The following is a 17,250-nucleotide window of genomic DNA, read 5'->3' on the forward strand; positions in this document are numbered from 1 at the left end:
ATCGCAGCTGTAGCTGCTCCCACAGGGGCGAGGGTGCGGCCAAGGCCGGGCGGCGGAGTAGAATCACCGCCTCGGCCGGCGGACTCCCGTCGACCGATCTCCCTCCCACTCCAACGCCCCGGACGCCACCATGGGTGCCGCTTCGCCGTCTCTTGCTTCCACCCGCCCGCCGCCGGCCGCGATCGCGGTCGCGCTTGCGCTGTCCGCGCTCTACCTGGTCTGGGGTTCGACCTACCTCGGCATCCGCTTCGCGCTTGAAGGCGGCTATCCGCCGCTGCTGATGGCGGGCATCCGCTTCCTGGCCGCGGGCGGGCTGCTGTATGCGGTGCTGCGCGCGCGCAAGGTGCCAGCCCCGACCCGGGCGCAATGGCGCGACCTCGCGATCATGGGCACGCTGCTGCTTGGCCTCGGCAACGGCATGGTCTGCATCGCGCAGCAGACGGTGTCGTCGGGATTGGCCGCGGTGGCCGTGGCCTCGTGCCCGCTGTGGATGGGCCTGTTCGCGGCGCTGCGCGGCGAGCGCCCCTCGCGCATCGAACTTGCGGGGCTGGTGATCGGCTTCGCCGGCGTCATCTGGCTCAACGTCGGCAGCGCGCTCACGGCCTCGCCGCAGGGGCTGATCGCGCTCCTGATCGCGCCGCTGGCTTGGGCCTTCGGGTCGATCTGGAGCCGCGGCCGTGCCCTGCCGCAGCCCTTCATGACCGCGGCCTCGCAGATGCTGTGCGGCGGCGTGCTGATGCTGGTCGCGGGCTGGCTGCTCGGTGAACGCATCACCGCCATGCCGACGCTGCGCGGCACGCTGTCGCTGGGCTACCTGGCGGTGTTCGGTTCGATCCTGGCGTTCTCGGCCTATGCCTGGCTGCTGCAGAACGTGCGCGCGACGCTTGCCGGCAGCTATGCCTACGTCAACCCGCTGATCGCGGTGCTGCTGGGCGCGTGGCTGGCGGGCGAGCGCTTCGGCATCAACGACCTCGGCGCGATGGCCGTGATCCTGGTTGGCGTGGTCGCGATCACGGTCAGCGCCGGCAGGCGCAGGCGCAGCGCGCGGCAGATCGCCGCCGCGACGCCCGTGGTGGCCGCGGGGCTGGCAGTGGCCGCGGAATCCGACGGCTCCGCCACGCAGGCCACATCGACCCCGGCGCCCGCGCCCGACGCGGTCGTGCGTCGATGAGCACCAGCACCCATACCCGCGGCCTGTGGATGGCGGTGGGGGCCTTCATCATCTGGGGCCTGATGCCGCTGTACTGGCACCTGCTCAAGCACGTGCCCTCGCTACAGGTGGTGGCGCACCGGGCGCTGTGGTCGGCGGTGCTGGTGGCGGCCTACCTGACGCTCACCCGCGGCCGCGGCTGGCTGCGCGCGGTGCTCTCGCAGCCGCGGCTGGCGTTGATGCTGTTCGCATCGGGCATGCTGATCGGCTTCAACTGGAGCCTGTACGTGTGGGCGGTCAACGCCGGGCACGTGGTCGAAAGCAGCTTGGGCTACTTCATCAATCCATTGCTCAACGTGGTGATCGGCGTGGTCTTCCTGCGCGAGCGGCTGGTGCCGGCGCAGTGGGTGGCGGTGGCGCTGGCGGCCTGCGGCGTGCTGTGGTTGACCTTCAACTACGGCAGCTTTCCGTGGATCGCGATGGCGCTCGCGGGTTCGTTCGCGCTCTATGGCCTGATCCGCCGCCAGGCGCAGGTGGACGCGGTGGCCGGGCTGGGCGTGGAGAACCTCTACCTGTTGGTTCCCGCCGCGGGCCTGCTGGCCTGGCTTGAACTGGGCGGCAGCGGCGGCTTCTCGGACCTGCGTTGGGGCCTGGGCAGCAACCTCCTGCTGGTGCTCGGCGGCGCGCTCACCGCGCTGCCACTGATCGGCTTTGCCTATGCGGTCCGCCAGGTGTCGCTGACGACGGTCGGCCTGCTGCAATACCTTGCGCCGACGCTGCAGCTGCTGTGCGGCGTGCTGGTGTTCGGCGAGTCCTTCGGCCGCGACCGCGCGATCGGCTTCGCGGTGATCTGGATCGGCCTGGCGGTGTTCGCCATCGACGGTTTCATCCGCGCGCGGCGGCGGATCGTGGCCCAGCAGGCCTGAGCCGCCCGCGGCTGCGAGGCGCATCCGCCGCGCCTGCAGGTGCTGCTGTCGCGCAGCCCCGTGCAGGCGCGGGCGCCGCGGCCTTCAGGCCGCGCGCAGGGCGTCGGTCACCGGCATGGTGGCCGCGCGCAGGGCCGGGAACAGACCGCCAACAAAGCCAATGGCGAGCGCCCACTTCAGGCCTTCCCACAGCAGCCCTGGCGAGACCTTGAACTCGAAGGTGAGCTGGGACATGCCGCCGGCCAGGGTCGACGCGGTGTAGCCGTTGAACACCAGCCAGGCCAGCAGGCCGCCGAGCGCGCCGCCGATCGCCGCGAGCAGCATCGTTTCCAGCATCACCGCCACCACCACCGGGATGCCGCGGAAGCCGATCGCGCGCAGCGTGGCGATTTCGCGCGCACGCGAGGCGACGCTGGCAAACATGGTGTTGAGCGCGCCGAACACCGCGCCGATGGCCATGATCGAACCGACCACGATGCCGATGATGCGCAGCACCTTGGAGATGCCTTCGGACTGCGCCTGGAAGTATTCCAGCGTGGTCTGGGCCTCGACCTGCAGCCGCGGGTCGGCGGCCAGCGTGGCCTTGAAGGCGTTGAACGCCGAGGCATCGGTCAGCCGCGCGAACACCGAGGCGCGGCTGCTGCCGCGGCGATAGGTGGTGGCGACCACCTCCGCATCGGCCCATATCTCGGACGCCATCGAGTCGCCCGACTCGAACACGCCGACCACCGTCCATGACTGGTTGCCCAGGCGCACTTCGCTGCCGGGGTCCAGGCCGAGGAACTGGCGGCGCGCACCCGTGCCGACCACCAGTTCGCGCATGCCGGTCTCGAAGCGCCGGCCCTCGACCAGCTGCACGTTCGGCCGCACCGCCCAGGCCATGTCGCCGACGCCTCGCAGCTGCACGCTGCCGTCCACGCCGGCGTCGCCGCCGCGGATCGGCAGGTTGGCCGCGACCACCAGTTCGGGCGAGGCCAATGGCCGGCCCTCTGCGTCGCGGGCGATCTCCGGCGCGCGCTCGATGGTGGTGATGGCGTCGCGCGAGATCACCGACATCAGCTCGGCCGCGGAGCCGCCGCGCAGCACGATCGCCGTGGTCTCGTCGCCGCTGCTGCTGACCGTGTGCCGGTAGCCCTCGGCCATGGCCAGCAGCGCCACCAGCACGCCGACGACGCCGGCGATGCCGATGATCACCACCGACGACGAACCCAGGCGCTGCGAGAGCGTGCTGACCCCGACCCGGGTGACGGATGCTGCCTGGCGGCCGCTGCGGGTGAGCAGCATCCACAGCGCGAAGGCCACCGCGACCGCGAGCAGCGCCTGCCACGGCAGCAGGATCCAGGCCGCGAGGAACGCGACCAGCAGCAGCACCAGGCCGGTACCGCGCAGGAAGGACTTGAGCTTCTTCATGGCGTGCTCCTAGCGGCCCGCGAGGGCGTCGACGATGTTCAGGCGCATGGCGCGGATCGCCGGCAGCGCGCCCACCAGCAGGCCGATGGCCAGCATCAGCCCCAGTCCGAGCATCCAGCTTTCGACACCCACCGGCGGCAGGTTGACCATGCCGCCGCTGCCGGCGGTGGCCGCCTTGCCGATCACCGATGCAAGGCCCAGGCCGAGCGTGCCGCCGATGACCACCATCAGCATCGACTCGGCCAGCACCATCGCCAGCACGCTGGTGCTGGAAAAGCCGATCGTCTTCAGCACCGCAAGCTCCGAAGTCCGTTCGCGCACCGCCTGCGCCATCGTGTTGCCGGTCAGCAGCAGCAGGGTGAAGAACACCGCGCCCATGATCGAGCCCACGATCAGGCCGATGTCGGCCATCTGCTTGAGCTGCGAGGCCATCGCCGCCTGCTCGTTCATGGTCTTGGTCTCGTGCGGCGAGTTGGCCGAGAGTGCGTCGATCGCCTTGGCCGCCGCGTCGCTGCGGCGCACGTCGGACACGCGGCTGATGTACCAGCCGACGTCGCCGTCGACGTAGGGCGTGGACTCCTCGAAGTAGTCGTAGTGCATCAGCATCATCGCGCCGGTGAAGCCGCCGCCCTCGCCGTCCTTCGTGCGCAGCACGCCGACGATGTCGAAGGCCCAGTCCAGCGTGCCGTCGCTGTTGGGATAGATGGCCGACTGCAGCGGGACGCGCTGCCCGACCTTCCAGTCGAAGCGTTCCATCATGGTTTCACCGACCAGCATGCCGGTGCGGTTGCGCTTCCAGGCCTCGAGCTGCGCGGGATCGACTTCGACCTCCGGATAAAGCTCGAGGTAGTTCGACGCCACGGCGAGCGTGAACAGCTGGTTGCGTGGCCCCTGGTAGGTGCCGCCGAACCAGTTGGCGTGGGTCACGGCCTCGATGTTATCGATGGCCACGATCCGCGACTGCAGCGACAGCGGCAGGGTCTCGATGAAGGACAGCTTCGACGCCGTCTGCAGGCGTTGCGCGCCGTCGGCGTTCTGCCCGAGCTGGGCGAAGCTGGTGCGGATGCCGTCGAGCAGGCCGAACAGCAGGAACGCGGCCATGATCGAGGCCAGCGTCAGGAAGGTGCGGGTCTTGCGCCGGAACAGCGCCGCCCAGACCAGGTGGAAGTACTTCATGTCGACCTCCTCCGGTTGCCGGCGCGGCTCATGCCGCGTGCGACTGCTGTTCGACCAGCACGCCCTTGTCGAGGTGCAGGGTGTGGCTGGCGTGTTCGGCCGCCTTCGGGTCGTGCGTCACCATCACGATGGTCTTGCCGTGTTCGCGGTTGAGCTCCTGCAGCAGGCCCAGGATCTCCTCGGCCGACTGCCGGTCGAGGTCGCCGGTGGGCTCGTCGCAGATCAGCAGGGTGGGGTCGGAAACGATGGCGCGCGCGATCGCCACGCGCTGCTGCTGGCCGCCGGACAGTTCGGACGGCTTGTGCGAGGTGCGGTCGGACAGGCCCACCAGTTCCAGCGCGATCTGCGCGTTGCGCTTGCGCTGCGCGCCGCCGAGCTTCGTCAGCAGCAGCGGCAACTCCACGTTTTTCTGCGCACTGAGCGCCGGCATCAGGTTGTAGAACTGGAACACGTAGCCGACGTTGCGGCTGCGCCATGTCGCCAGCTGCCCGGCGCCCATGCTGTCGATGCGCTGGCCGTCGATCTCGATCTCGCCGCCGGTGGGCGCATCAAGGCCGCCGATGAGGTTGAGCAGCGTGGTCTTGCCCGAACCCGACGGGCCCATCAGCGCGACGAAATCGCCGGATGCGATGTCCAGGTCCAGGCCATGCAGCACTTCGACCTTTTCAGGGCCGCGCTGGTAGGACTTGCTGAGGTTGCGGATCGATACCAGGGTGGTCATGGGCATGCCTCTTGGTGGATGCGTGGGGCGCGCGGAACATGCGCAGAACGGATTACTCGGCAGTGACGCGGATGCTGTCGCCGTCCGCGAGTCCGGCGGGCGGATCGAGCACCACGGTTTCGCCCGGGGCGATTCCGGACAGCACGGTGCGCTGGGCGCCGCCGGTGCCGCCGGTGCTGACGCTGCGCCGCTCGGCCACGGCATCGTCGCCGCTGCCGGCCACGACGAAGACGACATCGCCGCCGTCACGCGCGGCCACGGCCGCCGCTGGCACGCGTACGCCGCGCGGCGTGTCGTCGTCGGCCGGTTCCGGCGCGCGCTCCAGGAAGCTCACGGTCACGCCCATGTCCGGCACGATCCGCGGGTCCTTCTCCTTCAGCGCCACGCGCACCTTGACCGTGGCCTTGCCGCGGTCGGCGGTGGGGATGATCGCGATCACCTCGGCCGGGATCTTCCAGTCCTGGTAGGCATTGAGCGTGGCCTCGACCGGCATCTTCGGCTGCACGCGGCCGATGTAGGCCTCGCCGACGTCGACTTCGACCTCGAGCGAATCCATGTCGACGATGGTGCCGATGCCGGTGCGGGTGAAGCCGCCGCCGGCCGACAGCGGCGAGATGATCTCGCCCGGCTGCGCGGCCTTGGCGATGACCACGCCGGCGAAGGGCGCGCGCACCACGGTGTTGTCGACGCCGATGTCGCTGATGCGCAGCTGCTCGCCGGCAACCTGCGCATTGCGCTGCGCGGTGGTGAGCTGGGCGCGCAGCGAATCGCGCTGCGCCACCGCCTGGTCGAACTGCGCGCGCGACACCAGCTGCTGCCCGACAAGCGATTCAAGCCGCCTGGCCTGTGCCTCCGCCTCGACCAGCTGGGCACGCACCGAGTCCGCCTGGCTGCGCGCGGCGCCGAGCTGGGCCTGGGCGAGGTCGTTTTGCGCATCGGCATCGACCGGGTCGAGCGTGGCCATGACCTGGCCTTCCTCCACTGCCATGCCTTCCTCGATCAGCACTTCGCGCACGCGGCCGGTGATTTTTGCCGAGACCGTGGCCATGCGCCGCGCGACCACGTAGCCGCTGGCGTCGAGCACCGACGTGGCGCCGTTGCCGCCGCCGGTGGCGACCGCGGTGGCGGTGCGCACCTCGACGCCGCGCTCGCCGCCCAGCAGCGCCCAGGCCAGCCCGGCAAGCAGCAGGACGGCGACGGCCACGCCGAGCGTGATCCACAGGCCGCGCCGCGAGGGCGGTGGCGTGGGCTGGCGGTCGATGCGGAGTTCGCGCAGCAGGTCTGCTTTCGTGTTCATGGAATCCCCGACGGTGGCAGGGGGCCGAGTGTGACGGCATCGGGCCCGCAGCGTCACCTGACGACTGTCATGCGCGATGCGTGATCGGCTGGACTGCACCCGGTACCCGGAGGCGTCCAGCCTGTGTGCACACCGGACGAACAGGAGTCTTTCCATGAAACGCTGGCCCCAGGTCCTTGCCGCAAGCGTCATCGCCGTCGCCGTGGCGGGCGCGGTCGTCGCCCAGGCCCAGACGCGCCCCGCAGCAGACAACGCGCACGCCGCGACGCTGCCCTCGGGCGGGCAGGGCGCCGCCTTCGCCATCGCCGACGTGCGCGTCTTCGACGGCGAACGCGTGCTGCCCGCCGCCAATGTCATCGTCCGCGACGGCCGCATCGAGGCCGTGGGCGCCGATGTCGCGATCCCCGCGGACATCGAGGTTGTCGACGGCGGCGGCAGGACCCTGCTGCCGGGCTTCATCGATGCGCATACCCATAGCTGGGGCCACGCGCAGCGCGATGCCCTGCGCTTTGGCGTCACTGCCGAGCTGGACATGTTCGGCGACTGGAACCGCATCCCGCAGCTGCGCGCGCAGCGCGAATCGCTGGACGCCGTCGACGGGGCCGACCTGTGGACCGCCGGCGCCACCGTCACCACCGAGGGCGGCCATGGCACGCAGTTCGGCATCCCGGTGCCCACGCTCGCCGCCGGTGCCGACCCCGCGCCCTTCGTTGCCGCGCGCGTGGCCGAGGGATCGGACTACATCAAGCTGATCGTCGAGGACTTCAGCACCCACTCCGAGGGACGCCGGCTGCCGACGATCACGCCGGCGCAGGTGACCGGGGCGATCGCTGCCGCGCAGGCGCACGGGCGCCTCGCCGTGGTCCACGCCGCCACGCAGGCCGATGCGCTGCACGCGGTGGCGTCGGGCGCCGACGGACTGGTGCACGTCTTCCACGACGTGGCCGCATCGCCGGAGTTCGTCGCCGCTGCGAAGGCCGCGGGCAGCTTCGTCGTGCCGACGCTGTCGGTGATCGCGGGCTTCGCCCAGGACGGCAGCGGCGCCGCGCTCGCCGATGACGCGCGCCTGTCGCCGTGGACGGACGCGGAGCAGCGCGCCACGCTCGCGGCCGCCTTCCCCGGTCCGCCGCGCCCTCAGAAGCTCGACGCGGCGCTGCGCAGCGTGGCTGCGCTGCACGCCGCCGGTGTCGACATCCTCGCCGGCACCGACGCCGGCAACCCCGGCACCGCGCACGGCATCAGCTTGCACGGCGAACTGGCGTTGCTGGTGCGCGCCGGGCTGTCGCCGGCCGATGCGCTGGCCGCCGCGACCTCCCTGCCCGCGCGCCGCTTCGCACTCGACGACCGCGGCCGCATCGCGCCCGGCCTGCGCGCCGACCTGCTGCTGGTCGAGGGCGATCCGACCGCCGACATCGAAGCCACGCGCGCCATCGTCGGCATCTGGAAGAACGGCCACGCCGTCGCCCGTCAGCGCATCGACCAGGCGTCGGCGGCGCCCGTGATCGCCGAGGGCGCCCTGGTCGCCGACTTCGAGGATGGCGGTACCGGCGTGCGCTTCGGCCACGGCTGGCAGATCACCACCGACGCCATGGCCGGCGGCACGTCGGTCGCGGAGCAGGCTTGGTCCGAGGGCGGCGCGGCCGGTTCACGCGGCGCGCTGCGGGTCACGGGCAAGATCCGCCCAGGCTTCGCCTTCCCCTGGGCCGGCACCATGTTCCATCCCGGCGCGCAGCCGATGCAGCCGGTCGACGCCTCGGCGCGCAGCGAACTGGTGTTCCAGGCGCGCGGCGACGGCCGCAGCTACCAGGCGATGCTGTTCTCCGGCCCGTCGATGCAGGCGATGCCGAGCATGCAGTCCTTCGTCGCCGGGCCGGACTGGCAGGAGGTGCGGATGCCGCTGTCGTCGTTTGCCGGCGCCGACGCGGCCACGCTGCGCGCGATCGCGATCACCGCCGGCCAGCCGGAGGGTGTGTTCGAGCTGTACATCGACCAGGTCGAGCTGCGCTGACATGGGGCATCATCGCCCCATGCGGCAAGCGGTCACTCCACCTCCGGCGTCCAAGGGCTGGCGCGCCTGGCTGTCCCCGGCGCCGGATTCGCTCATCGCGGTGACGATGCGCCAGGGCCGGCCGCCGTGGATCGAGTGGGTGCACCTGATGTGGACGGTGTGGGTGTTCATTACCCCGCTGTTCGTGCCCGGCGGCTACGACCTGCGCTGGGCGGCGTTGACCCTGCTGTCGTATCCGCTGTTCGTGCTGTTGTACGCCGGGGTGCTGCTCCGACCCGGGCGGGAGGCGCTGTACTACGCGCTGGGGATGGTCGCGCTCAGCCTGGTGCTGCTGCCCTGGTATCCCTCGGGCATGAGCTACTTCGTGTTCGGCTGCGTGATGCTTCGCGGCTGGCGCGCCGGTTCGCTGTACCGCTACCTGCTGCTGCTCGCGGTGCTCAATGCCGCGTTCGTCGGCCTCGCGCTGGCGGTCGGCTATCCCTGGCAGGCGCTCGTCTGGCTGCCACTGGTCACGGTGATCGTCGGCCTGCTGATCCACGCCGAGCAGGTCGGCCACAGCAAGGACGCCGCGCTCAGGCTCTCGCACGACGAGATCCGCCGCCTGGCCGCGCTCGCCGAGCGCGAACGCATCGGCCGCGACCTGCACGACCTGCTCGGACACACGCTGTCGCTGGTGGCGCTGAAGTCCGACCTCGCCGCGCGCCTGGTGGAGCGCGATCCGGCGGCGGCGCGCAGCGAGATCGATGCCGTGAGCCGGGTCGCGCGCGACGCGCTGGCGCAGGTGCGCTCGGCGGTCAGCGGCATCCGCGCGGCCGGCATCGCCGCCGAGCTGGCATCGGCCAAGCTGCTGCTGGAATGCGATGGCGTATCGCTGCGTCACGACTGGGACGAGAGCGGATTGGCCGGTGCCCACCTGACGCAACCGGCAGAGACCACGCTGGCGCTCGTGTTGCGCGAAGCAGTGACCAACATCCAGCGCCATGCCCGTGCGCGCAGTGCCGGGATCACGCTGCGGGCGGACGCGGACGGCGTGCTGCTGCGCATCCACGACGACGGCCGCGGCGGTGCGATTGCGCCAGGCAACGGCCTGGGCGGCATGCGCGAGCGGCTCGAGGCGCTCGGAGGAAGCCTGCACGTCGTGTCAGCGCGTGGAAGCGGCACCGTGCTTGAAGCGCGGCTGCCGCTGGCCGCCGTGACGGCGATCGAACCCGTCGCGGGCGCCGACGCAGCCGCGGACGCAGACGCAGCGGCGGTGGAGGGCGTCGGATGATCCGTATCGTGCTTGCCGAGGACCAGGCCATGCTGCGCGGCGCGCTGGCTGCCCTGCTGGCGATGGAGGCCGATATCGAGGTCGTGGCCACCGCGGCAGACGGCGAGGCGGCCTGGCGCGAGCTGCAGCGGACCACGCCTGACCTGCTGGTCACCGATATCGAGATGCCCGGACTCACCGGCCTGGAACTGGCGCAGCGCATCCAGCGCCACGGGCTGGTGACGAAGGTCGTGATCGTCACCACGTTCGCGCGCGCAGGCTACCTGCGCCGCGCGCTCGACGCCGGCGTGCGGGGCTACCTGCTCAAGGACGCCCCGGCCGAAGAGCTGGCCGCGGCGCTGCGCAAGGTGCACGACGGCGGTCGTGCGATCGATCCGCAGCTCGCGCTCGAGGCCTGGTCGGAAGTCGATCCGCTCAACGAGCGCGAGCGCCAGGTGTTGCGGCTGGCCGGCGAGGGACAGTCGGCGGGCGAGATCGCCGCCGTGCTGGGCCTCTCGCAGGGCACGGTGCGCAACTATCTGTCAGAGGCGATCGGCAAGCTTGGCGTCGGCAACCGCATCGAGGCCGCACGCTTGGCCCGCCAGAAGGGCTGGCTGTAGCCGCTCCCACAAGGGCTGCTCCCACAAAGGGGGGCTGCCAAGGGGGCGGGGATCGATGCTTCGCGCCTAGGCTGCGCGGGCTTTCAACATTTCGTAGGCGGCGCGGAGGCCCAGCGCCTCGCCGCCGGCGGGGCGGCCGGGGCGATCGCTGTCGTTCCAGGCATACGTGTCCAGGTGTGCCCAGGGCATGTCCTTGGGCACGAAACGCTCCAGGTACAGCGCGGCGGTTACGCTGCCGGCCATCTTCGAGCCGGCGTTGGCCATGTCGGCGACCTTGCTGGTCAGGTAGCGCAGGTACGGCCGCCACAGCGGCATGCGCCAGAGCGGGTCGCGCACCTGCATGCCCGCGTCCAGCCACGCCTGCGCCAGCGCATCGTCGTTGCTGAAGAGCGCAGGCAGGTCGGGGCCGAGCGCGATGCGCGCGGCGCCGGTCAGGGTGGCGAAGTCGAGGATCAGGTCCGGCGCCTGTTCGCCGGCATAGGCCAGCGCGTCGCCGAGGATCACCCGGCCTTCGGCGTCGGTGTTGTCGATTTCCACGCTCACGCCGGTGCGCGTGGCGATGACCTCGCCGGGGCGGAAGGCGTCGGGACCGATCGCGTTTTCCACCGCCGGCACCAGCAGGGTGATGCGCAGCGGCAGGCGACGGGCCATGACCAGTTCGGCCAACCCGATCGCGTGCGCGGCGCCGCCCATGTCCTTCTTCATGTTGCGCATGCCGTCGGCGGGCTTGATGTCCAGGCCGCCGGTGTCGAAGCACACGCCCTTGCCGACGATGGCGACGTGCGGATGCGAAGCGTCGCCCCACTGCAGTTCCAACAGGCGCGGCGCACGGTGTGACGCGCGGCCAACGGCGTGGATGGCGGGGAAGTTCTGCTCGAGCAGCGCATCGCCGGTGATCGCGGTGAAGGTGGCGCCGTGGGCGCCGGCGATGCCGCGCGCCACGTCTTCGAGCTCATCGGGCCCCATGTCCTGCGTGGGGGTGTTCACCAGGTCGCGTACGCGCGCGCAGGCTGCGAGGACGTCCAGCGCTTCGGCATCGGCATCGGCCAGCACCAGGTGCGCAGCCAGGGGCTTCGGCGTCCGGTAGCGGTCGAAGGAATAGCTGCCCAGGCCCCAGCCGAGCTGCAGGGCGCGCAGCGCGTCGGCGGCCAGTCCGTCCGCCGGTGCCCAGGCGCCGGCAGGCAGCGTGCGCGGTGCGTGGGCGTAGCTGCAGGGATCGAGCATGTCGCCCACGCCGATGACGGCGCCGGCCGGGGTGCCGTCGCTTCCCGGCAGCGCCAGGCAGCTGCAGGGCGAGGCGTCGAAGGCGTGCGCGTCCAGCCACGCCATGACGGCTGCAGGCTGCGTCGCGCGCCAGGCATCCAGTCCGCTGCGGTCGACGATGTGCAGCGGCCGCGCGCCGGTGGAACCGGCGGCGGGAACGTAGCAATGGGGAAGGCTCATGCGGGGGTGCTCCGGATGCGTTCGCCCGAAGCGGACCGCGCCGCCTCGAGCCAGTCGGCCAGTGCGGCCAGGGAATCGAAATGAAGGTCGGGTTCGACCTCGGCGTGTTGCCACTGCACCCGGTGGCCGGCGTCATCGGCGCGATTGATCCAGCAGCTGCGCAGGCCCGCGCGCGCGGCCCCGGCCACGTCGGCCTCGGGGTGGTCGCCCACGTGCAGCACCTCGGCCGGGGGCACGCCCAGCAGCTCGCAGGCGGCGAGGAAGATCGCGGGATCGGGCTTGGCGGAACCGAAGCTGCAGGCGCTGAGCTGGGCGGTGAACAGGTGGTCCAGGCCGATGCGGGCGAGATCGGCGTTGCCATTGCTGAGCGCGGCGATGGGAAGCACGGCGCTGATGCGTTCCAGCGCGTGGATCGCGTCGGGATAGCACTCCACCTTGTTGCGCTCGGCGAAGAAGGCATCGTAGGCCGCGTCCGCCAGCGCCACGTCGCCGCCACTTTCGCGCAGGGCCGCCTCCAGGGTCAGGCGGCGCAGCGCGGACATGTCGTGGTACAGCGCCGGATGCTCGGTGGCCACGCGCTCGCGCAGCGCGCGCATTCCCTCGACCGGGAACATCTCCGCGGTCGCCGGACTGTGCCGCCGCATCCATTCGTCGAGCACGCGCTCGATGCGCACGCCGATCGGCGCAAAGGGCCAGACGGTGTCGTCGAGGTCGAGGGTGATGGCGCGGACGGCGAAGGCCATGTCGCCATTGTACGGCGCGGCTAACCGAGCAGCCGCGCCCAGCCCTGCAGGCCGTCGATGCGCGCCAGCACGCGTTTCACGCACACCAGCAGCGGCACCGCCAGCAGCAGGCCGACGATGCCCCACAGCCAGCCGAACACCAGCAGCGCCAGGATCAGGACCAGCGGCGACAGCTGCATCCGCTGCCCCAGCACCAGCGGCGTCACCAGCTGGCCTTCCAGCGTGTGCAGTCCCAGGTAGATCCCCGCCGGCATCAGCGACGGCCCGACCTCGTCCCAGCTCACGAAGCCCATCGCCAACATCAGCACCACGCCGATCGCGGGCCCCACGTAGGGCGCGAAGTTGAGCAGCATGGCGATCGTGCCCCACAGCAGCGCCTCCGGGACTTCGACCCCCAGGCCCCAGTGCAGGATCGCCGCCAGCACCAGGCCCACGGCAGCGTTGATCAGGGTGATGGTGAACACGTAGCGCGACACGTCGCGCTCGATCGACTGCATGATCTCGACCGTGATCTTCTGCCGCTGCCGGGTGGGCAGGAGCGCGATCGCGCGGCGCTGCAGGTCCTCGCCGAAGACCATGAAGAAGAAGGTGAGCAGCACCACCGCGAGCACGCCGCCCACTGCGCGCGGCGCCCGGGTGACCAGGCCGTAGGGATCATCCTGTTGCGTACGCACGACCTCGACCTTGCCGCCGCCGTCGCCGCTGGCCTGGCGCGCGATGTCCTCGGCCACGCGGCCGGCCTCGTGCACCGGCTCGACCAGCGCGCTCAGCTCCTTGCCGATCTGGCGCATCTGCCGCGGCGCTTCCTGCATCCAGTCCATGGCCGGTGCCAGCAGCTGCTGGCCGAGCAGGCCGGTGGCCGCGATGCCGCCGACCAGCACCAGCAACGCGGCGAGGAATCGCGGCACGTAGAGCCGGTGCAGCGCGCGGATCACCGGGTTGCCGATAAGGGCGAAGAACATCGCCAGGAGCACCGGCAGCACCAGGCCCTGGGCCGCCCATAGCGTGTAGCCGACGGCGAGCGTGGCCAGGACCAGCATCGCTGCGGAGGCGCGGGGGCGGGGTTCGGGCGAGGGCGGTGCCGCTGCGGCGGCGGCCTCGCCCGGTGCGTCGGGTGCGGTGTCGGCCATGGTCGGCGCCGGCGCCCTCAGCGCCGTTCGGACAGTTCCGTGGCGGCTTCCGCAGGGCGTGGCGGCGCGTCCCATGACGGGTCGGGAACGCGCCTGCGATCGGCAGCCGCAGGGATCCGGCCAGGCGGGGCGGCCTCCTCCGCGCGCGCGCGGTCTTCCGCAGGCTGCCCCACAGCAGGCTGTGCTGCCGACGCCGGCCCGCCGGTTGCCACGTCCGCGGCATCGGCCGCCACGGCCCCGGCGTCCGCGGCGGCGTCTTTCGCTTCGGATGCCGCGAACGCGGCCTGGACGCTGCCGACCAGGCCAGCCAGGCTGCCCGCCAGCTGCAGCCAGCGCGTGGGTTCGATGCCGGCCACCGCGCGCGCCGGCCGTGCCCACCCGGCGAGGAAGCCCGCGGCGAGGCCGGCCACGATCACCCGTGGCGGCGTCCATGCTTCGCGCCACGAGCCGCCCAGCACGCGCAGGTTGGCGGCCACTCGCCGCTCCTGTGCCTCGAGCATGTCTTCGGCCCGGGCCACCTTGGCCTGCAGTTCCTCGAAGCTCATGGCGGTGTCGCTCCGGCGGCGCGGGCGCTGTCGCGCAGGGTGGCCTCCGCGGCGCGCGCCGACTCCGCCGAGCCGGCCGAAGGCATCAGTTCGGACAGTTCGCCGATACCCAGGCGCGCCAGCTGGCGCCGCGTCGCCTTGAGGCGCGTGTGTTCGAAATAGTCCGTGGCCTTCTGCAGTGCGAGCCAGGCACATAGCGCACTGAGCAGCCCACAGCCGCCAAGCGACAGCCACCACGGCAATCCCACCTGGTTGCTCAGGACCACGATCAGCGCGGTCATCAGCAGCAGCCAGGCCGAGGCGCCGAACATCACCGCCGCGCCGGCGAAGACGGCGCTGCGCCCGGCGGCGCTGCGGGCCAGCGAGACATCCGCGGCCAGCAGGTCGCGCAGCGCCTTGGCGGCGTCGCCGGTTGCGCTGATCCCGGCCAGGCCGCTCTCGCGCAGTTCGCGCAGCGACTCGGCGAGGTCCGGCGGTGGCGGCTGCGACTCCACGCCGCTTACTTGTCGCCGCTGCGCGCGAGCTTGGCGATGATCCAGCCGGCCGCGAAGGCCGCGCCGAAGGATGCGATCGGGCGTTCGCGGATCAGGTCGGCGGCGCTGTCGATCAGGTCACGGCCCTTCTCCATGAGCTGGTCGACCTGCTCGCTGCCGGCACCGGCGGCCTGTTCCAGCGCGGACAGGCCGGCGATCGCGCCGTCGGCAAGGTCGGCCTTCAAGTGGGCCTTGCCCAAGCGCATTTCCTCGCCCGCGGCCGCGGCTGCACCGCGCACGGCGTCGGCGGTGTCGACGGCGGCCTGCTTCAGGTGTCCGCCGGCCTCGGACAGGTTGGACTTCATGTTGTCGGTGTGGGTGGGGCTCATTGCGGTCTCCTTGCTTGGGGGCGGGTCATTTCATCAACAGGGTGCCTTGTCCGCGGCCCCGTTGGATGTGAAGGGCCAGTTGCTCAGGTGCCTCTGACAGCGCAGCGCGCAGTGCGGACAGGTCGCCGGCGCGCGCGTTGCCGGCGCCGAGCACGATGTCGCCGGCGCGCAATCCGCTGCGCGCCGCGCGGCTGTCGCGTGCGACGTCCTCCACCAGCACGCCCGACACGCCGCCGCGCCGCAGGGCCTCGGGCAGCTCGGCGAAGCTGGCGCCCGACAGGCGTGGATCGAGCTGTTGGCCGGCCAGTACCCGCGGCTGCTCGCGCAGGGTGGCCTGCACCTGCACCGGTTTGCCGTCGCGGCGCACGTCGAGGGTGACGCGCGCGTTCGCCGGCTGCAGGCCCTGGAAGTTGCGCAGGGACTCGCCGTCGGCGATGCGCTCGCCGTTGGCGGCCACGATCACGTCGCCGGGGCGCAGGCCGGCATTGGCGCCCGCGGAATCCGCGTGGACGCGGGTCACCACCGCGCCGTGGCTCCCGGCCGCGAGCCCGAGGCTGGCGGCCAGGCGGTCGTCGAGGTCCTGGGTGTCGATCCCGAGCGTGCCGCGGCGCACTTCGCCGGTGGCAGCAAGCTGCTGCATCACGCCGCGCGCAAGGTTCGCGGGGATGGCGAAGCCCAGGCCGATGTTGCCGGCCATGCTGCCGCGCGGGTTGAAGCTGGCGGTATTGATGCCGACCAGCTCGCCGCGGAGGTTCACCAGCGCGCCGCCGGAGTTGCCCGGGTTGATGCTGGCGTCGGTCTGGATGAAGTTCTGGTAGCCCACGCCGGGCACGTTGCTGCGGCCGACCGCGGACACGATGCCCGAGGTCACCGTCTGGCCGACGCCGAACGGGTTGCCGACCGCGACCACGAAGTCCCCCACCTGCAGCGCGCTGCTGTCGGCCAGCGCGATCGCCTGCAGCGGGGCGCCGTCGGCCGGCACCGGGATCTTCATCAGCGCGAGGTCGGTGTCGCCGTCGGAACCGACGAACTCGGCGGCCAGGGTGCGGCCGTCGGACAGGGTCACCGACACCTCGTCGGCGCCCTCGATGACGTGGTGGTTGGTGAGCACGTAGCCGCGCGCGGCGTCGACGATCACGCCCGAGCCCAGCGACTCGTTGATGCGCTCCTCGGGGATGCCGGGGAACATGCGGCGGAAGAAGGGATCGTTGGCGAACGGATTGTTGATGCGCACGCGCTGCTTGGTGTGCACGCTGACCACGGCCGGCGTGACCCGGCGCAGCATCGGCGCCAGGGAAGGCAGGGCCTGGCCATCGATGGTGGCCGGCAGCGCCGCCACCATGGGCACGGCTGCGGCCGGCGCGGGCTCGGCGCGGGCCGGTACCTGCAGGCCGTCGCGGATCAAGGTTGCGGCGAATCCGCCGAAGGCGGCGGCAAGCGTCAGTGCGAGGAGGGTCCGGGTCGATTGCTTCATCGGCATGGTGCGGAAGGGAAACCCTTGCCAGTTTCGATGGAGGTCATGGAATCGCGCCTGAAACGCAGCGGTCGCGACGCGGTGCGCGCTGCGCCCGCCGGGTCCGGGGTTGCCTAACTTACCGTATCCGCATGGTGGTGATGCCGACTGCTGCCGGCTTGCCGATGCCAAACGCGCGCATCTGCGGCGTGCCACGGGATCGGTTGACTTGGCTGCCGCCCGCGAGTAGCGTCAACTTTCCACTTGCCACTACATCTTGGGGTGGGCATAGTGTCATCGGCCCAAGTGGTGGGGTTTGGCCCATTCATTCCATCCGCGGCGGCGGGAGGTACTGGCGCATGCAGGATGTGACAGGGGACACGCAAAAAACGACATGAGCCACGGTGCGCGAATGCGCGCGGCGTGGCTTCGCCATCGGCGCGATCAGCCCCTCGGGGTGCGCCGGGCATGACAGGACAACGACACCCGGTTCGCACGCGGACGGGCAGGATCAAGG

At 71.5% G+C, this 17,250-nt stretch carries 15 protein-coding genes and 1 pseudogene; 5 read left to right on the plus strand and 11 right to left on the minus strand.

The features are described 5' to 3' along the window. Positions 1-130: 130 nt before the first annotated feature. Positions 131-1,033: pseudogene (gene yedA, locus ACW5E8_RS11430) on the plus strand (drug/metabolite exporter YedA); the annotation flags it as partial. Between the two features lie 134 nt (positions 1,034-1,167). Continuing rightward, positions 1,168-2,076, plus strand: coding sequence for an EamA family transporter RarD (gene rarD / locus ACW5E8_RS11435; protein WP_456965645.1), 909 nt, complete (start codon positions 1,168-1,170; stop codon positions 2,074-2,076). An 84-nt stretch (positions 2,077-2,160) separates the two neighbouring features. On the opposite strand, the gene ACW5E8_RS11440 is transcribed toward rarD, so the two are convergent. Genes ACW5E8_RS11440 through ACW5E8_RS11455 form a run of 4 tightly spaced genes read right to left on the minus strand, consistent with a single transcriptional unit; the run spans position 2,161 to position 6,680 of the window. Further along, positions 2,161-3,486: an ABC transporter permease gene (locus ACW5E8_RS11440; RefSeq protein ID WP_456965646.1), complete on the minus strand. Its 1,326-nt coding sequence runs from the start codon at positions 3,484-3,486 to the stop codon at positions 2,161-2,163. Between the two features lie 9 nt (positions 3,487-3,495). Further along, the gene (locus ACW5E8_RS11445; protein ID WP_456965647.1) at positions 3,496-4,662 is read right to left on the minus strand and encodes an ABC transporter permease; all 1,167 of its coding nucleotides are present in this window, start codon (positions 4,660-4,662) and stop codon (positions 3,496-3,498) included. Positions 4,663-4,690: 28 nt separating this feature from the next. Next, positions 4,691-5,383, minus strand: coding sequence for an ABC transporter ATP-binding protein (locus ACW5E8_RS11450; RefSeq protein ID WP_456965648.1), 693 nt, complete (start codon positions 5,381-5,383; stop codon positions 4,691-4,693). A gap of 52 nt (positions 5,384-5,435) precedes the next feature. Continuing rightward, entirely contained in the window at positions 5,436-6,680 is a 1,245-nt protein-coding gene (locus ACW5E8_RS11455; RefSeq protein ID WP_456965649.1) for an efflux RND transporter periplasmic adaptor subunit, read from the minus strand. A 154-nt stretch (positions 6,681-6,834) separates the two neighbouring features. On the opposite strand from ACW5E8_RS11455, the gene ACW5E8_RS11460 reads away from it, so the two are divergent. Genes ACW5E8_RS11460 through ACW5E8_RS11470 form a run of 3 tightly spaced genes read left to right on the plus strand, consistent with a single transcriptional unit; the run spans position 6,835 to position 10,557 of the window. Further along, complete coding sequence (locus ACW5E8_RS11460; RefSeq protein WP_456965650.1) at positions 6,835-8,688, plus strand: CIA30 family protein; 1,854 nt, start codon at positions 6,835-6,837, stop codon at positions 8,686-8,688. Between the two features lie 19 nt (positions 8,689-8,707). Continuing rightward, the gene (locus tag ACW5E8_RS11465) at positions 8,708-9,958 is read left to right on the plus strand and encodes a sensor histidine kinase (protein WP_456965651.1); all 1,251 of its coding nucleotides are present in this window, start codon (positions 8,708-8,710) and stop codon (positions 9,956-9,958) included. Then, positions 9,955-10,557 carry a response regulator gene (locus ACW5E8_RS11470; protein ID WP_456965652.1) on the plus strand — a complete coding sequence of 201 codons (603 nt, stop codon included), beginning with the start codon at positions 9,955-9,957 and terminating at the stop codon, positions 10,555-10,557. The genes ACW5E8_RS11465 and ACW5E8_RS11470 overlap by 4 nt, the downstream gene beginning before the upstream one ends. A gap of 66 nt (positions 10,558-10,623) precedes the next feature. Here the strand turns inward: ACW5E8_RS11470 and ACW5E8_RS11475 are convergent, their stop codons facing one another. The 7 genes from ACW5E8_RS11475 to ACW5E8_RS11505 are packed head-to-tail and all read right to left on the minus strand — an operon-like array spanning position 10,624 to position 16,754. Further along, positions 10,624-12,000, minus strand: coding sequence for a leucyl aminopeptidase family protein (locus ACW5E8_RS11475; protein ID WP_456965653.1), 1,377 nt, complete (start codon positions 11,998-12,000; stop codon positions 10,624-10,626). Beyond that, positions 11,997-12,743 (minus strand): HAD family hydrolase, encoded by a 747-nt coding sequence (locus tag ACW5E8_RS11480; protein ID WP_456965654.1) that lies wholly within the window; start codon positions 12,741-12,743, stop codon positions 11,997-11,999. The genes ACW5E8_RS11475 and ACW5E8_RS11480 overlap by 4 nt, the downstream gene beginning before the upstream one ends. 20 nt (positions 12,744-12,763) lie before the next feature. Beyond that, the gene (locus tag ACW5E8_RS11485; RefSeq protein WP_456965655.1) at positions 12,764-13,873 is read right to left on the minus strand and encodes an AI-2E family transporter; all 1,110 of its coding nucleotides are present in this window, start codon (positions 13,871-13,873) and stop codon (positions 12,764-12,766) included. A gap of 17 nt (positions 13,874-13,890) precedes the next feature. Beyond that, positions 13,891-14,418: a protein sip-5 gene (locus tag ACW5E8_RS11490; protein ID WP_456965656.1), complete on the minus strand. Its 528-nt coding sequence runs from the start codon at positions 14,416-14,418 to the stop codon at positions 13,891-13,893. Beyond that, on the minus strand, positions 14,415-14,912 hold the full coding sequence (locus tag ACW5E8_RS11495) for a phage holin family protein (protein ID WP_456965657.1): 498 nt from the start codon (positions 14,910-14,912) through the stop codon (positions 14,415-14,417). Before ACW5E8_RS11495 ends, ACW5E8_RS11490 begins: the two co-directional genes overlap by 4 nt. Positions 14,913-14,917: 5 nt before the next feature. Beyond that, a complete protein-coding gene (locus ACW5E8_RS11500; RefSeq protein WP_456965658.1) occupies positions 14,918-15,280 on the minus strand; it encodes a hypothetical protein in 363 nt (120 codons plus the stop codon). 25 nt (positions 15,281-15,305) lie between these two features. Next, positions 15,306-16,754, minus strand: a complete 1,449-nt coding sequence (locus ACW5E8_RS11505) for a Do family serine endopeptidase (RefSeq protein WP_456965659.1) — start codon at positions 16,752-16,754, stop codon at positions 15,306-15,308. Positions 16,755-17,250: the final 496 nt, after the last annotated feature.

Source organism: Luteimonas sp. A649 (genome assembly GCF_054072735.1).

What these genes read in the sequence shown, in the direction of transcription:
- rarD (WP_456965645.1), top strand. Translation starts at nt 1,168, where the DNA reads ATGAGCACCAGCACCCATACCCGCGGCCTGTGGATGGCGGTGGGGGCC.
- ACW5E8_RS11440 (WP_456965646.1), bottom strand. Translation starts at nt 3,486, where the DNA reads ATGAAGAAGCTCAAGTCCTTCCTGCGCGGTACCGGCCTGGTGCTGCTG.
- ACW5E8_RS11445 (WP_456965647.1), bottom strand. Translation starts at nt 4,662, where the DNA reads ATGAAGTACTTCCACCTGGTCTGGGCGGCGCTGTTCCGGCGCAAGACC.
- ACW5E8_RS11450 (WP_456965648.1), bottom strand. Translation starts at nt 5,383, where the DNA reads ATGACCACCCTGGTATCGATCCGCAACCTCAGCAAGTCCTACCAGCGC.
- ACW5E8_RS11455 (WP_456965649.1), bottom strand. Translation starts at nt 6,680, where the DNA reads ATGAACACGAAAGCAGACCTGCTGCGCGAACTCCGCATCGACCGCCAG.
- ACW5E8_RS11460 (WP_456965650.1), top strand. Translation starts at nt 6,835, where the DNA reads ATGAAACGCTGGCCCCAGGTCCTTGCCGCAAGCGTCATCGCCGTCGCC.
- ACW5E8_RS11465 (WP_456965651.1), top strand. Translation starts at nt 8,708, where the DNA reads ATGCGGCAAGCGGTCACTCCACCTCCGGCGTCCAAGGGCTGGCGCGCC.
- ACW5E8_RS11470 (WP_456965652.1), top strand. Translation starts at nt 9,955, where the DNA reads ATGATCCGTATCGTGCTTGCCGAGGACCAGGCCATGCTGCGCGGCGCG.
- ACW5E8_RS11475 (WP_456965653.1), bottom strand. Translation starts at nt 12,000, where the DNA reads ATGAGCCTTCCCCATTGCTACGTTCCCGCCGCCGGTTCCACCGGCGCG.
- ACW5E8_RS11480 (WP_456965654.1), bottom strand. Translation starts at nt 12,743, where the DNA reads ATGGCCTTCGCCGTCCGCGCCATCACCCTCGACCTCGACGACACCGTC.
- ACW5E8_RS11485 (WP_456965655.1), bottom strand. Translation starts at nt 13,873, where the DNA reads ATGGCCGACACCGCACCCGACGCACCGGGCGAGGCCGCCGCCGCAGCG.
- ACW5E8_RS11490 (WP_456965656.1), bottom strand. Translation starts at nt 14,418, where the DNA reads ATGAGCTTCGAGGAACTGCAGGCCAAGGTGGCCCGGGCCGAAGACATG.
- ACW5E8_RS11500 (WP_456965658.1), bottom strand. Translation starts at nt 15,280, where the DNA reads ATGAGCCCCACCCACACCGACAACATGAAGTCCAACCTGTCCGAGGCC.
- ACW5E8_RS11505 (WP_456965659.1), bottom strand. Translation starts at nt 16,754, where the DNA reads ATGAAGCAATCGACCCGGACCCTCCTCGCACTGACGCTTGCCGCCGCC.